This is a genomic window from Sphingobium sp. TB-6, assembly GCF_012927365.1.
Classification (GTDB): Bacteria; Pseudomonadota; Alphaproteobacteria; order Sphingomonadales; family Sphingomonadaceae; genus Sphingobium.
On sequence record NZ_JABBGL010000021.1, the window covers coordinates 41,227 to 55,257 of the forward strand.

A 14,031-nucleotide genomic window follows, 5' to 3' on the forward strand; every position below is an offset into this window, starting at 1 on the left:
TTTTTTAGAATTATGAGCGGGTTGGTCTCCATTCCGTTCAGACAGAGCCGAAAAGGGTGATTTTTGAGCATCGGAGCGCAGCGGACTTATTGTCCGTGAGCACTGAAGCGCAGAAAATCGCCCTTTGCAGGCCTGTATGAGCGGAATGGAGGCCAACCCGAGGCGTGCATCTTTCTTCGTTCATATAAGTGCGGTACCAAGAGTCGATGACAAGAAGCATCGGCAGTGCGATCGTCGCTGAACTCGACGAACTCTATCGGAAATCCGTCGGCAATCTCCGCGAGGCCATGCGCGCCTACGCCCGCGACGGCAGTGTTCCGCCGCCCGAAGCCAAGACGGACGGGCGCTTTTGCTATCCGGAACTGCGGGTCACCCATCATGGGGAGTCGGACGCGCCGCCGCCGGGTCGCTCCTTTGCGCGACTGTCGAAACCGGGCCGTTATGTCACCACCATCACCCGTCCCGCCATGTTCAGTGATTATATGGCGGAACAGATCGACCTGCTCGTCCGCGACTATGGCGTGACGGTGGAAACGGGCATCAGCGCCCAGCAGATTCCCTTTCCCTATGTTCTGGACGGGCTGGACATGAGCGCGTTGGACGGCACGCCGCCCACCGAACTCGCCCGCTATTTCCCCGCGACCGAACTGGCAGAAATCGGGGACGAGATCGCGGACGGCCTGTTCACGCCGGATGCGGAGGGCGAAAGGCCGCTTGCCCTGTTCGACGGTCTGCGCACTGATTTTTCGCTCGCGCGCCTCAAACATTATACCGGCACTCCGGCCGAGCATGTGCAGCGATACATATTGTTCACCAACTATCACCGCTATGTGGACGAATTCGTGGCCTGGGCCTGCGCCGAGTTGCAGGGGGAGGGATCGCGCTACACCGCGCTTTCCGGGGCGGGCGGGGTCTATGTCACCCCGGAAACCGCCGATCCGGCGCAGATGATCGCGGACAGCGCCTGGCGCAAGCATCAGATGCCTGCCTATCACCTGATCGCGCCGGACCGCAGCGGCATCACGCTGGTCAATATCGGCGTCGGCCCGTCCAACGCCAAGACGATCTGCGACCATCTGGCGGTCGTGCGACCGGAAGCCTGGCTGATGATCGGCCATTGCGGCGGCCTGCGCCCCAGCCAGCGGATCGGGGACTATGTGCTGGCCCACGCCTATTTGCGCGACGACCATGTGCTGGACGAGATGCTGCCGCCGGAAATTCCCGTCCCAGCTATCGCGGAAGTTCAGGTGGCGCTCGCCAAGGCGGCGGAAGCTGTGCTGGGCGGCGGCGATCGGGAGGATTTCAAGCGGCGGCTGCGCACAGGCACGGTCGTCACAACGGATGATCGCAACTGGGAACTGCGCTATTCCAGTTCGGCTTTACGCTTCAGCCTGTCGCGGGCAGTCGGCATCGACATGGAGTCGGCCACCATTGCGGCGCAGGGCTATCGCTTCCGCGTGCCTTATGGGACTTTGCTCTGCGTATCGGACAAGCCGATCCATGGCGAGTTGAAGCTGCCGGGACAGGCCAACCGCTTTTACGAGGAAGCGATTGCCGGCCATTTGCGCGTGGGCCTCATGACCTGCGAGCTGTTGCGCCAAGAGGGACCGAAGCTGCACAGCCGCAAACTGCGCGCCTTCAACGAGCCGCCTTTCCGGTGATTTAATGTTCGTCATTCCCGCGTAGGCGGGAATCCATCTCCTGACCTTGCGTCCAGTGCAGCGCTTCGGAGATGGGTTCCCGTTTTCACGGGAACGACAAATTTGGTTTGCCGTTGCGCCTCCGATCAGGCCGTCAGGAAATCCACCATCGCCTGCCCCAGCTCCTTCCGGGTCACGGCATTCATATGGTTCCCCGGAATTTCGACATAACGCCCATTGGGCAGCACATCGGCCAGTTCCTGGGCCACGCCATTATCCCGATCCTCCGCCCCGCAAATGATCTCGATGGGCTGCTCGAACCCGGCGATGACCTCCTTCGGCGTATCGACGAAGGTGTTTAGGATGTGCAGCATCGCCACCGGATCGCCCTTGGTGGTCTTGAGGAACGCCTCGGTCATCCATTCGGACGTGCCGCGCTCGAAGGTGCCGAGGTTGGTGAGGACGTTGCGATAATAGCCGCCATTGTCGAGCGTCTGGACAAGACCGCGCAACCCCATGCCCGCCAGAATGACCCGACGCGGCGTCGCCCCCCGCGCCAGCATCCGCACCGTCGTCCGCGCGCCCAGCGAATAGCCGCCCAGATCATAGTCGGTCAGCCCAAGCTGCTCCACCAGCGCCAGCCCATCCTCGGTCAGCGCGTCCGGCGGATAGGCGGCGGCGTCATGCGGCTTGCCGCTTTCGCCATGGCCGCGCAGGTCGGGCATGATGAGCCGAAAACCGGCCTCCACCAGTCTGGCGGCATGACCGTAGCGTATCCAGTTGGTCCAGGCGTTGGAGAAATAGCCGTGGATCAGAACCAGGTCGCGGCCCTCACCTACAACATGCACAGCGATCGGCAGCCCGCCCAACCCCTCGATCTCCAGCTTTTCGATCGGCAGGTCGGACACGGACGATACTCCTTGGGCTAATTCGCGTCCGCCGATATGACCTCCGCGCGCCCTTGTCGAGTGGCAGCAAGCCAGACCAGCGCGGCCAGGCTGCCGACCTGAGCCACCGCCATGTCCTTTTGCGGATCCCACATGTCGCCCTGCTGGCCGTTATACCAGTCGGCGGTCTGTCCGGCCGCGACCACGCTCAGCAGCCATTCGAAAATCTCGTAGAGTGCGCCCACGCAACCCACCGCCGCAAAAGCAAAGGCCAGGCTCCAGCCCATCCGCATGACGCCATAACGCCGCGCCGCCTCGGCTAAAGGTGCGGTCAGCAAGACCCCGAAGGCGAAATGCACCAGCCTGTCATAGCCGTTGCGCGCAAATCCGAAGGTACCGGAAATATCATGGCCGCTGATCGCCCGCGCCCAGACATCATAGGGCACGTAGGAATAGATGTACCGCCCTCCCAGCGTATGTAGCAGCAGAAAGAGGAGAATGCTTCCGACCGACCCGTTCGACAAAGGCCAGCGGCGCAGCAGCCACGGCGCGGCTAAGGCCAGCACGACAGTCGGCCCATGCTGGAGCGGCGCGAGTTCGGGATAGGGCTGATCGATATTGGCGGCGATTATGGCCACGATCAGCAACAGGATCATCCGGCGCTGGACGACTGGAACGGTTTTCCAGACAGCCACAGCGCCGGAGATCATTTAAAAGGCCTTAGCCCTTCTTCAGGTGACGGCGGCCCAGCAACTCCGCAATCTGCACGGCATTGAGCGCCGCGCCCTTGCGGAGATTGTCGCTGACGCACCAGAGGTTCAGGCCGTTATCGATGGTCGAGTCCTCGCGCACGCGGCTGACGAAGGTGGCATAGTCGCCCACGCACTCGACTGGGGTGACGTATCCGCCATCCTCCCGCTTGTCGACGAGCATCACGCCCGGCGCTTCACGCAGGATGTCCTGCGCTTCCTTGGCTGAGATTTCCTTCTCGAACTCGATGTTCAGCGCCTCGGAGTGACCGACGAACACCGGCACACGCACACAGGTTGCCGTGACCTTCACCTTGGGATCGAGGATCTTCTTGGTTTCCGCGACCATCTTCCATTCTTCCTTGGTCGAACCATCGTCCAGGAAGACGTCGATATGCGGGATCACGTTGAAGGCGATCTGCTTGGTGAACTTCTTCGGCTCGGCCGGATCACCGACGAAGATGTTGCGCGACTGTTCGAACAGCTCGTCCATGCCTTCCTTGCCCGCGCCGGAAACCGACTGGTAGGTGGCGACGACGACGCGCTTGATCGTCGCGGCGTCATGCAGCGGCTTCAAGGCAACGACCATCTGCGCGGTCGAGCAATTCGGGTTCGCGATGATGTTCTTCTTCTTGTAACCGTCGATCGCATCCGGGTTCACTTCGGGCACGATCAGCGGCACGTCAGGGTCCATGCGGTAGAGCGAGCTATTGTCGATCACTACGCAGCCGGCCGCCGCCGCCTTTGGCGCATATATCGCCGTCGGGCCGGAGCCTGCGGCGAACAGGGCAATATCCCAGCCGGTGAAGTCGAAATGCTCGATATTCTTACATTTGAGCGTCTTGCCGGTATCACCGAAGTCGATTTCGGTGCCGTGCGACCGGGGCGAGGCAACCGCCGCGATCTCGTCAATAGGGAACTCGCGCTCAGCGAGAATGGTCAGCATCTCGCGGCCCACATTGCCGGTGGCACCAACGACGACGACCTTGTAACCCATGACTAAACACTCCACTCCATGCTTGCATTGCGGAGTGGGCGCCATAGCGCGCTTGCGCCATTTGTCCAGCACGAAGCATCTTTGCCTGAGCAAAGCTGCGCTTGTTATCGGCGCGTCCCCGCGAAGCTTTCGGCCCCTATTTTCCCGCTATTTCCGGCGCCGTCCCATGGCGCGCAAGAAAATCTTCTATGGTCCGCCACAGATGGACACTGATCCCCGGTCCGCCGACCCGATGGGTCTGGCCCGGATAGACCATCATCTCGAACGGCACGCCCGCACCCTGCATCTTCGCCATCAGCGCGGTCGAATTGTCGAACACCACATTGTCGTCGGACATGCCGTGGATCAGCAGCAGCGGATCCTTGATCTTCACCGCCTCATCCACTGCGCCGGAACCCGGATAGGCGCTCGGCTTCTCCTGCGGCTCGCCCAGATAGCGTTCGGTATAATGGGTGTCGTACAACTCCCATTTCGTGACCGGCGCGCCCGCCACCGCCGCGGAGAACACGCCCGGCGCCTTCTCCAGCAGCTTCAATGACATATAGCCGCCATAGGACCAGCCATAGGTCGCGATCCGGCCGGGATCGACATAGGGCTGGACCTTGAGCCAGTTCACGCCCGCAAGCTGATCCTCGACCTCGACCGTGCCCATGGCGTGATAGATATGGTCCTCAAACGCCTTGCCGCGATCGGGCGTGCCGCGATTGTCGACCACGAAGACGATCCAGCCCCGATCCACCAGATATTGATAGATGGGCGAACCCCATGAGTTCGTGACCTGCCGCCCGGTGCCCGGCCCGCCATAATGCAGCATGAAGACGGGATAGCGCTTCCCGGCCTCCAGCGGCGGCGTCATGATGCGGGTGTAGAGCGTCGACCCGTCCGACGCCTTGATCGTGCCGAATTTCGTCTTCGCATGGCTGGCGAGATAAGGCGCATAGGGATGATCGCCCTTGACTGCGTTCTCGGACAGCCATTGGAGCTGCTTGCCCGCGCTGTCGGCCAGATAGACCTGGCGGGGCTGATCCGTATTGCTGCGCGCGACGACGATCCGGCTTGCGGCACGATCCATCACGGCATCATTCCACCAGCCGGTCGAAGTCAACTGCCTGAGCGGCCCCGCCTTGGCGAGCGGCGCGGCGTACAGCTGCTGCTCCAGCGGCGTTTCCTTGTTGCCGGTAAAATAGACGATGCCCCTGCCCTCATCCACGCCGACGACATCGCGCACTTCCCAATCGCCGCTGGTGAGCGCCGTCCATTTGCCGCCGCGCACATGATAGAGATGGCCATGGCCGGTCTTTTCCGACCACCAGAGAAAACTGCCGTCCTTGAGCGGCGTGAAATTATTGCTGAGGTTGATCCAGTTCTTCGCCTTCTCGGTCAGGATCACCCTGGCCTTGCCCGTCACCGGATCGACGGCGAGCAGGTCCAGCACCTTCTGGTCCCGGCTCTCGCGCTGGACATAGAGCGTCCTGCCGTCCTTCGACCAGTCGACGCGGGCGAGGTAGATATCCTTCTGCGGCCCGAGATCGACCTTCACCTGCGGCCCGCCATCCGGCTTCATCACATACAGATCGACCAGCGCATTGGGTGTCCCGGCGGCGGGATAGCGCTGCGCATAAACCTTCGTGCCCTCGCCGCCGATGGCGGTGCGGGTGACAATGCCGACAGGGCTTTCATCCACGCGAGCGACGGCGATCATCTTGTCGTCCGGCGACCACCAATAGCCCGTCCGCCGATCCATTTCCTCCTGCGCCACGAACTCGGCAACGCCCCAACTCACCGTATCGCTGGCGCCCTGCGTGAGTTGCTTCTCCGTCCCGCCCATGGGCTGAACGAAGAAATTGCCGCCGCGCACGAAGGATAGGAAGCCGCCCTTGGGACTGACTACGCCATTCAGTTCGCCGTCCGGCGTATCGGTGAGCCGCGTCACCTTCCCATCCAGCGCCGCCAGATAGAGGTCGCCGTCGACCGGCACGAGGATGGACTTCCCATCGGGCGCCCAGTCGTAACTGACGATGCCGCTGTTCCCCGCGACGGAGCGGTCGCGTTCCCGCTGCATCTTCTCCGCCTCGGAGAGTTCCGCGCCGCTGCCGGTCTTCTTCGAATCGACCAGCATCCGCTCGACACTCGTGGAGGTATCGACCGCCCAGAGGTCCAGCCGCTCCTTCTCATCCGCGCGCGGCTTGAGCAATGTTACCAGCTTGCCGTCGGGCGAGAGCTTCAACGCCCGCGGCTGCGGTCCGGACAGGTCTGGACTGGCGAACACCCGCTCAAGTGTCAGTTCCTTTGGCGTCGGTTTGTCCTGCGCCTGAGCGGAGATCACGGAAAGCAGCAGCGCGCCGACAGCCGCGCCGCTTTTCAGATATGGCGACATTTTCATCCCTTGCTTGACGGCGCAACCGCCGCATCACATGGCGCAGAAGATTAGCGCCAAGCAGATGAAAAGATCAATGTTGGGAAATAATATTTCTCCACCATGATCGCCCGGATCATGGTGGGCGCGACAGGGATTGAACCTGTGACCCCACCCGTGTGAAGGGTGTGCTCTACCGCTGAGCTACGCGCCCCCTGTAAGGAGGAGGCGGCCATTGGCATCCGCCGCGCCGCCTGTCAAGCGCCTCCGGAACGCGATTTCCAAAAATGGACTTATCCGCGCCATTGGCGTTATAGTCGGAACGTTATCAAAAGGAGTGCATATCCCATGCGTCAAACCGTCGCCCTCGTTCTTGCAGGGCTGCTTCTTTCCTCCCTGGCCGCCTGCAACACCGTGAAGGGTGCGGGCCGGGACATCGAATCCGTCGGCCGCGCCGGGGAAAAAGCCATCAACTGATCGGGCGGGATCGCCGGATCATTGGAGGATGCGGCTGGCAACGGCCGCATCTTTCTCCAGGCGCACGCCGTCGCAATCCGGTTCGCCACAATCGCAGGCGGCAATCGTATAGCGCACGCCGCACATCACCAGCACATCATGGTCGAACGAATAGTTGGATATTCCCGCACGCTCGACCTTTTCCTGCGCTCTGGCCTTGAGGGTCATGCTTTTACCTCGCTGCAACATGCCTGAATGATTGTTGCTGCGTTGCACAATGTCAATTGAGCGAGGTTGGTTCCTGAACGAATTGAAATAAATCCGTCCAGAAAATGACACGATTGGGCGCTTCGCCTTAGGACGCTTGCACGCCGTCCTCATCGCTCCCATATGCCGGGCCATGAACGATCAACGCTCGAACAGCATGCCGGTCTGGCATGGCACAACCATCATGTCGGTACGCAAGAACGGAAAGGTGATCGTGGCCGGTGACGGCCAGGTCTCCATGGGCCAGACAGTGATGAAACCCAATGCCCGCAAGGTGCGCCGCCTCCACGACGGATCGGTCATCGGCGGTTTCGCCGGGGCGACCGCCGACGCCTTCACCCTGTTCGAACGGCTGGAGGCCAAGCTGGAACGCCATAACGGCCAGTTGATGCGCGCCGCGGTGGAACTCGCCAAGGACTGGCGGACCGATAAATATCTCCGCAATCTGGAAGCGATGATGATCGTCGCGGACAAGGAAGTGACGCTGATCCTGACCGGCAACGGCGATGTGCTGGAGCCGGTCGGCGGTGTCGCCGCCATCGGTTCGGGCGGCAATTTCGCCCTCGCCGCAGCCCGCGCGCTGGTGGAATATGAGGAAGACGCCGAAATCCTCGCCCGCAAGGCGATGGCGGTGGCGGCGGATATCTGCGTCTACACCAACGACCAGCTCGTCATCGAAGAGCTGGAAAGCGTGAACTGAACCCCTTTCCATGGCCCTACCCCCGCCTCCTCCCCGATTTGGGAGGGGATAAGGACAGAAATGAACGACAACCTAACGCCAAAAGCCATTGTTTCCGCACTGGATTCGCACATCATCGGCCAGGCCGACGCCAAGCGCGCCGTCGCCGTCGCCCTGCGCAACCGCTGGCGCCGTCAGCGGCTGGCGCCCGATCTGCGCGATGAAGTGACGCCCAAGAACATCCTGATGATCGGCCCCACCGGCTGCGGCAAGACCGAGATCAGCCGCCGCCTCGCCAAGCTGGCCGACGCGCCCTTCGTCAAGGTGGAAGCCACCAAGTTCACCGAAGTCGGCTATGTCGGCCGCGACGTGGAGCAGATCGTCCGCGATCTGGTGGAGGAAGCCGTTCGCCTGGAACGCGACCGCCGCCGCGAGGCGGTGCGCGAAGCCGCGTCCGAAGCCGCCATGGCCCGCCTGCTCGACGCGCTGACCGGCAAGGAGGCAAGCGAAGCCACCCGCCTTTCCTTCCGCCAGCGGATCGAAAACAGCCAGATGAACGATGTCGAGGTCGAGGTGGAAGTGGCCGACAGCCCCTCCATGCCGATGGAAATCCCCGGCATGGGTGGTCAGATCGGCATGATCAACCTGAGCGACATGATGTCCAAGGCGTTCGGTCAGCAACAGAAAAAGCGCCGCAAGCTGCGCGTCGCGGACGCCTGGGACAAGCTGGTCGAGGAAGAGCAGGACAAGCGACTGGATCAGGACGATGTCGCCCGCGTCGCCATTTCCAGCGCGGAGCAGAACGGCATCGTCTTCCTCGACGAGATCGACAAGATCGCGGTCAGCGACGTGCGCGGCGGTTCCGTCAGCCGGGAGGGCGTGCAACGCGATCTGTTGCCGTTGATCGAGGGCACGACGGTTTCGACCAAATATGGCCCACTTAAGACCGACCATATCCTGTTCATTGCGAGCGGCGCCTTCCATGTGGCGAAACCCAGCGACCTGCTGCCCGAATTGCAAGGCCGCCTGCCCATCCGCGTCGAGCTGAAGGCGCTGACGGAAGATGATTTCGTATCGATCCTCTCCGACACCAAGGCGAGCCTTGTTGCGCAATATCGCGCGCTGCTGGCGACCGAGGGCGTGACCATCGACCTGACGCCGGACGGCATCCGCGCCGTGGCGAAGATCGCGGCGGAGGTGAATAGCGAGATCGAGAATATCGGCGCCCGACGCCTCCAGACGGTGATGGAAAAGCTGCTGGAGGATGTGAGCTTCGAGGCTGAGGACCGCCAGGGCGAAACGCTGGTGGTGGATGCGGCCTATGTCGAGAAGCAACTCGCCGTGGTCGCGCGGAATACCGACCTCAGCAAATATGTGCTGTAAACGCTTCCAACTCCCCTCCCGCGTGCGGGAGGGGAGAGTAAATTAATAAGAGCGCCCCACCAGCACCCGCTCCATCGCCTTCTCGCCGGTGAAGATGCAAGCGCCATCGGCCGCTTCCGCATCAGACGGCACGTTGCGCAGCGTCAGCTTCTCGCCCTTCAGCCACTCGATCACCTTGTCGAGCGCGGCGCCGGTCGGCTTGGCCCACTGCACCAGCGCCCAACCCGGCTTCTTGCTCGCCCCGAAATAGGCCTTGAGCGCATCGAGCGAGCCGATCGACTTGTCGATATTCCCGAGCAGCCGCGCCTGCGCATCCGCGAACAACGCCTGCTGGATTTCCTCCAGCATGCCCGTCGCGGCACCCAGGAAATCCCCCTTCGCCACGATCCGGCTGTCGAGCTTGCCATCCTCGCGATAGAGCCGGTCGCGGCGAATGACGGACACATTGCCCCCGGCCACGTCACGCCCGCCAACTTCGATCACGACCGGCGCGCCCTTTTTGACCCAGCCCCAGCGCTTGTTCGCCGCCTTGGCCGGCCGCCGGTCCAGCAGCGCGCGCACCGGCTCGCGGAACACATCCTGCTTGTTCAGCTCCGCAACCAGCTCGCCGCAATAATCCAGGATCGCCGCATCCTCGTCCGTATCGCGCAGCATCGGCACAACGACCACCTGATAGGGCGCCACCCGCGGCGGCACGCGCAGCCCGTCATCATCGCCATGCACCATGATCAGGCCGCCGATCATCCGCGTCGACACGCCCCAACTGGTCGTCTGGGCCAGTTCCTGCTGTCCCTCGGCATTCTGGAACTTAATATTCTGCGCCTGCGAGAAGGTGGTCCCCAGAAAATGCGAAGTCCCCGCCTGAAGCGCCTTGCCATCCTGCATCATCGCCTCGATGGAATAGGTCGCGACGGCGCCGGGAAAGCGCTCATTCTCCGGCTTCTCGCCTGCGATCACCGGCAGCGCGACGCATTCCTCGGCAAAGCTGCGATAGACTTCCAGCATCTTGAGCGTCTCTTCCATCGCCTCATCGACGCTGGCGTGAGCGGTATGCCCCTCCTGCCAGAGAAACTCCGCCGTGCGCAGGAACATCCGCGTGCGCATCTCCCAACGCACCACATTGGCCCACTGGTTGATCAGCACCGGCAGGTCGCGCCAGCTCTGCACCCAGCGCGAGAAAGCCGCACCTATCACCGTCTCCGAAGTCGGACGAACCACCAACGGCTCTTCCAGCTTCGCTTCGGGATCGGGCACCAGCCGCCCATCTTTCTGGATCAGCCGGTGATGGGTGACGACCGCCATTTCCTTGGCGAAGCCGTCGACATGCTCGGCTTCCTTCTCGAAGTAGCTGAGCGGAATGAACAGCGGGAAATAGCAATTTTCATGGCCGGTCGCCTTGATGCGATCGTCCAACAGCTTCTGCATCCGTTCCCAGATGCCGTAACCCCAGGGCCGGATGACCATGCAGCCGCGCACGCCGCTTTCCTCTGCCATGTCGGCTTCGGAAATGACGGCCTGATACCAGGCGGCGAAATCCTGTTCGCGGGTAACGGAAAGGGCGTGCTTCACGGGGATCGACCTTAAATTCGAGTGGATGGCGCGCCATAAGCCAAGCGCGCCATGCCTGTCGACCCCAAAGGACCGCCGAAAGCGCGGCTCAGCTCAGCTTGTCGATCTTGGCATTGAGCGCGGCCAATTGCGCCTTGAGCTGCGCGATCTCATCATCCTTGCTCTCATCGGCGGCGGGTGCCGGCGTCGGTGGCGTCATTCCCGGCACGCCAGGCATACCCGTGCCGAACGCACTGGCCGCAGCCTCGAACATCTGCATGTTGCGCTTGGCGATCTCCGCCAGCGGACCGCCGCCGAAAGCCCCCTTCATCGCTTCCTGGAACTGTTGCTGGTTCTTGCGGAAGGCGTCCATCGACGCTTCGAGATATTGCGGCACCATGGACTGCATGGAATCGCCGTACATGGCGATCAACTGGCGCAGGAAGTTGACGGGCAGCATGTTCTTGCCCCGCTGCTCCTCCTCCATGATGATTTGCGTCAGGACATTATGCGTGATGTCCTCTCCGGTCTTCGCGTCGACGACAACGAACTCGCGCCCCTCACGAGTCATCTGCGACAAAAGATCCAGCGTGATATAACTCGACGTTTCTGTGTTATAGAGCCGCCTGTTAGCGTACTTCTTGATAACGACCGGTTCGGATTCGTTCGCGGTCTTAGATTTGGCCATGGATACCTCTCCCACACCTGCATTTTCCGCATTAGCACAGCAGTATGCCGCGCCGCAACATGGGCCGCGGCCATTACCCCTTTTTCTCAATATTTTATGGCGCGGAACGCAGGACGATCCCGAACTGCGAAAGCGGGCCTTCCAAGGTTTGCGGAAATATCAAGAGGCTAGACGTTCCGCTCCGCCCACGACGCCTGCCATCGCCGCATCGGCGGGCAGCGCGAAATTGCTCCGCTATGGGACGGAAAACGGCCGTCACCCAGTGGTTTTCGTCCCTTCGCTGATCAATCCGCCGCAAGTGCTGGACCTGTCCGAGAGCCGTTCCATGCTGCGCCACATGAGCGCAGCAGGACATGACGCCTATCTGGTCGATTGGGGCGCGCCCGCGGCGGATGACGGCGCGCTCGGACTGGACCGTCATGTGACGGAGCGGTTGCTGCCGATGCTGGCGGCCCTGCCCCGGCAGCCCATATTGGTGGGATATTGCCTTGGCGGAAATCTGGCGATCGGCGCTGCGGCATTGCAACCTGCAAGAGCGCTCGCGACCATTGCGGCGCCGTGGAATTTCGACGGCTTCCCTGCCGCCGACCGGGAACAGATCGGCGCGCTGTGGCGCAGTTCCAAACCCATGTGCCAGCGCCTGGGCTATGTGCCAATGGAGGTGCTGCAATCCGGTTTCTGGGCGATGGACCCCGCCCGGACGATTCGCAAATATGCGGCCTTTGCCGACATGGCGGTCGGTTCGGACGAGGAACATGCCTTTCTGGCGGTCGAGGATTGGGCCAATGGCGGGCCGCCGCTCAGCTATGCCGCGGGACATGATCTGTTCGAGCAATTCTATGCCGCAAATGCGAGCGGACGGGGCGAATGGCGGATCGGCGGACAAGCGGTCGATCCCCGCCGGCTGACTTGTCCCACGCTTTCAATCCGTTCCGCCACCGACCGCATCGTTCCCGCCGCCGCCGCCCCGGAAATGGCGGCAGGCACGACCTTGAGCCTTGGCCATGTCGGCATGATCGTGGGCGGCGGCGCACGCACTTTGCTGTGGGAACCTCTGTCCCAATGGCTTTCCAGCCATGGCGGATGATGATATGTGCACCCGCGAAAACAATCACCACCGGAACTGAGGATCAAGGCTTTGTCAGACATCGTCATTACCGCCGCCAAGCGTACCGCCGTCGGCAGCTTCATGGGCGCTTTCGGATCGACCCCCGCGCATGAGCTGGGCCGCACCGCCATCGTCGCCGCTCTCGCCCAGGCAGGCGTCGCGCCGGATGAAGTCGACGAAGTCATATTGGGCCAGGTTCTGACCGCGGCGCAGGGCCAGAACCCCGCCCGCCAAGCCGCCGTCAACGCCGGCATCCCGGTCGAGCGGACCGCCATCGGCCTCAACCAGCTTTGCGGTTCGGGCTTGCGCGCGGTTGCGCTCGCAGCGCAGGCGATCCGCGCCGGGGACGCCCGCATCATGGTCGCGGGCGGTCAGGAAAGCATGTCGCTGGCGCCCCATGCCCAATATCTGCGCGGCGGCGCGAAAATGGGGCCGATCTCCTTCATCGACACGATGACGCATGACGGCCTGACCGACGCCTTCAACAATTATCACATGGGCATCACGGCGGAAAATCTGGCCGAGAAATATCAGATCAGCCGCGAGGCGCAGGACGAATTCGCCGTCGCCAGCCAGAACAAGGCCGAAGCCGCCCGCGCATCGGGCCGCTTCAAGGATGAGATCGTTCCCGTAACGATCAAGGGCCGCAAGGGCGACACCATCGTCGACGCCGACGAATATATCCGCGCCGGCGCCACGCTGGAAGCGATGCAGAGCCTGCGCCCGGCCTTCAAGAAGGACGGCACGGTCACTGCCGCCAATGCCAGCGGCATCAACGACGGCGCCGCCGCTCTCGTCCTGATGAGCGCCGAGGAAGCCGCCAGGCGCAACGCCCCCGTGCTGGCGCGCATCGCCGGCTTCGCGACCTGCGGCGTCGATCCGTCGATCATGGGCATCGGCCCGGCTCCCGCGAGCCGTGGCGCACTGGCCAAGGCGGGCTGGTCGCTGGCCGATCTGGACCTGATCGAAGCCAATGAAGCCTTCGCCGCGCAGGCGCTGGCCGTGGGGCAGGAACTGGGTTGGGATCCGTCCAAGGTCAATGTGAACGGCGGCGCGATCGCCATCGGTCATCCGATCGGCGCTTCGGGCGCCCGCGTCCTCACCACCCTGCTCTACGAAATGCAGAAGCGCGACGCCAAGAAGGGTCTTGCGACCCTGTGCATCGGCGGCGGCATGGGCGTGGCCATGTGCGTCGAGCGCTGAGCAAGCAGTAAACGAATAAAAGGGCTGCCGATCCCATTCCGGACCGGCGGCCTTTTTTGCGCCTGGACTC

General features: G+C 62.6%; 13 protein-coding genes and 1 tRNA gene. 6 read left to right on the forward strand and 8 right to left on the reverse strand.

Features of this window, described 5'->3' with window-relative positions; genetic code table 11:
* Window positions 1-206: 206 nt before the first annotated feature.
* Window positions 207-1,661: an AMP nucleosidase gene (locus HHL26_RS20395; protein ID WP_066557780.1), complete on the forward strand. Its 1,455-nt coding sequence runs from the start codon at window positions 207-209 to the stop codon at window positions 1,659-1,661.
* Between the two features lie 125 nt (window positions 1,662-1,786).
* Here HHL26_RS20395 and HHL26_RS20400 read toward each other — a convergent pair whose 3' ends face one another.
* The 5 genes from HHL26_RS20400 to HHL26_RS20420 form a co-directional block, all read right to left on the reverse strand.
* A complete protein-coding gene (locus HHL26_RS20400; RefSeq protein WP_066557783.1) occupies window positions 1,787-2,548 on the reverse strand; it encodes an alpha/beta fold hydrolase in 762 nt (253 codons plus the stop codon).
* A gap of 17 nt (window positions 2,549-2,565) precedes the next feature.
* Complete coding sequence (locus tag HHL26_RS20405; protein ID WP_066557784.1) at window positions 2,566-3,237, reverse strand: DUF2238 domain-containing protein; 672 nt, start codon at window positions 3,235-3,237, stop codon at window positions 2,566-2,568.
* A 10-nt stretch (window positions 3,238-3,247) separates the two neighbouring features.
* Window positions 3,248-4,273 carry an aspartate-semialdehyde dehydrogenase gene (locus tag HHL26_RS20410; protein WP_066557787.1) on the reverse strand — a complete coding sequence of 342 codons (1,026 nt, stop codon included), beginning with the start codon at window positions 4,271-4,273 and terminating at the stop codon, window positions 3,248-3,250.
* A gap of 136 nt (window positions 4,274-4,409) precedes the next feature.
* Window positions 4,410-6,650 (reverse strand): S9 family peptidase, encoded by a 2,241-nt coding sequence (locus tag HHL26_RS20415; protein WP_066561750.1) that lies wholly within the window; start codon window positions 6,648-6,650, stop codon window positions 4,410-4,412.
* Between the two features lie 118 nt (window positions 6,651-6,768).
* Window positions 6,769-6,843 (reverse strand) — tRNA-Val (locus HHL26_RS20420).
* A gap of 134 nt (window positions 6,844-6,977) precedes the next feature.
* Between HHL26_RS20420 and HHL26_RS20425 the strand changes: the two genes are divergently transcribed.
* Complete coding sequence (locus HHL26_RS20425; protein WP_066557794.1) at window positions 6,978-7,106, forward strand: entericidin A/B family lipoprotein; 129 nt, start codon at window positions 6,978-6,980, stop codon at window positions 7,104-7,106.
* An 18-nt stretch (window positions 7,107-7,124) separates the two neighbouring features.
* On the opposite strand, the gene HHL26_RS20430 is transcribed toward HHL26_RS20425, so the two are convergent.
* Window positions 7,125-7,313, reverse strand: a complete 189-nt coding sequence (locus tag HHL26_RS20430) for a hypothetical protein (protein WP_066557796.1) — start codon at window positions 7,311-7,313, stop codon at window positions 7,125-7,127.
* 196 nt (window positions 7,314-7,509) lie between these two features.
* Here HHL26_RS20430 and hslV point away from each other — a divergent pair, with 196 nt between their 5' ends.
* Window positions 7,510-8,052: an ATP-dependent protease subunit HslV gene (hslV, locus tag HHL26_RS20435; RefSeq protein ID WP_176392318.1), complete on the forward strand. Its 543-nt coding sequence runs from the start codon at window positions 7,510-7,512 to the stop codon at window positions 8,050-8,052.
* A 60-nt stretch (window positions 8,053-8,112) separates the two neighbouring features.
* Window positions 8,113-9,414 carry an ATP-dependent protease ATPase subunit HslU gene (gene hslU / locus HHL26_RS20440; RefSeq protein ID WP_066557805.1) on the forward strand — a complete coding sequence of 434 codons (1,302 nt, stop codon included), beginning with the start codon at window positions 8,113-8,115 and terminating at the stop codon, window positions 9,412-9,414.
* A gap of 42 nt (window positions 9,415-9,456) precedes the next feature.
* Here the strand turns inward: hslU and HHL26_RS20445 are convergent, their stop codons facing one another.
* Window positions 9,457-10,983: an aminoacyl--tRNA ligase-related protein gene (locus HHL26_RS20445; RefSeq protein ID WP_066557808.1), complete on the reverse strand. Its 1,527-nt coding sequence runs from the start codon at window positions 10,981-10,983 to the stop codon at window positions 9,457-9,459.
* 88 nt (window positions 10,984-11,071) lie between these two features.
* Entirely contained in the window at window positions 11,072-11,650 is a 579-nt protein-coding gene (phaR, locus tag HHL26_RS20450) for a polyhydroxyalkanoate synthesis repressor PhaR (RefSeq protein WP_066557811.1), read from the reverse strand.
* Between phaR and HHL26_RS20455 the strand changes: the two genes are divergently transcribed.
* Window positions 11,649-12,737, forward strand: a complete 1,089-nt coding sequence (locus tag HHL26_RS20455) for an alpha/beta hydrolase (RefSeq protein WP_082748597.1) — start codon at window positions 11,649-11,651, stop codon at window positions 12,735-12,737. The genes phaR and HHL26_RS20455 overlap by 2 nt on opposite strands.
* Before the next feature lie 51 nt (window positions 12,738-12,788).
* Window positions 12,789-13,961: an acetyl-CoA C-acetyltransferase gene (locus tag HHL26_RS20460; protein WP_066557814.1), complete on the forward strand. Its 1,173-nt coding sequence runs from the start codon at window positions 12,789-12,791 to the stop codon at window positions 13,959-13,961.
* Window positions 13,962-14,031: the final 70 nt, after the last annotated feature.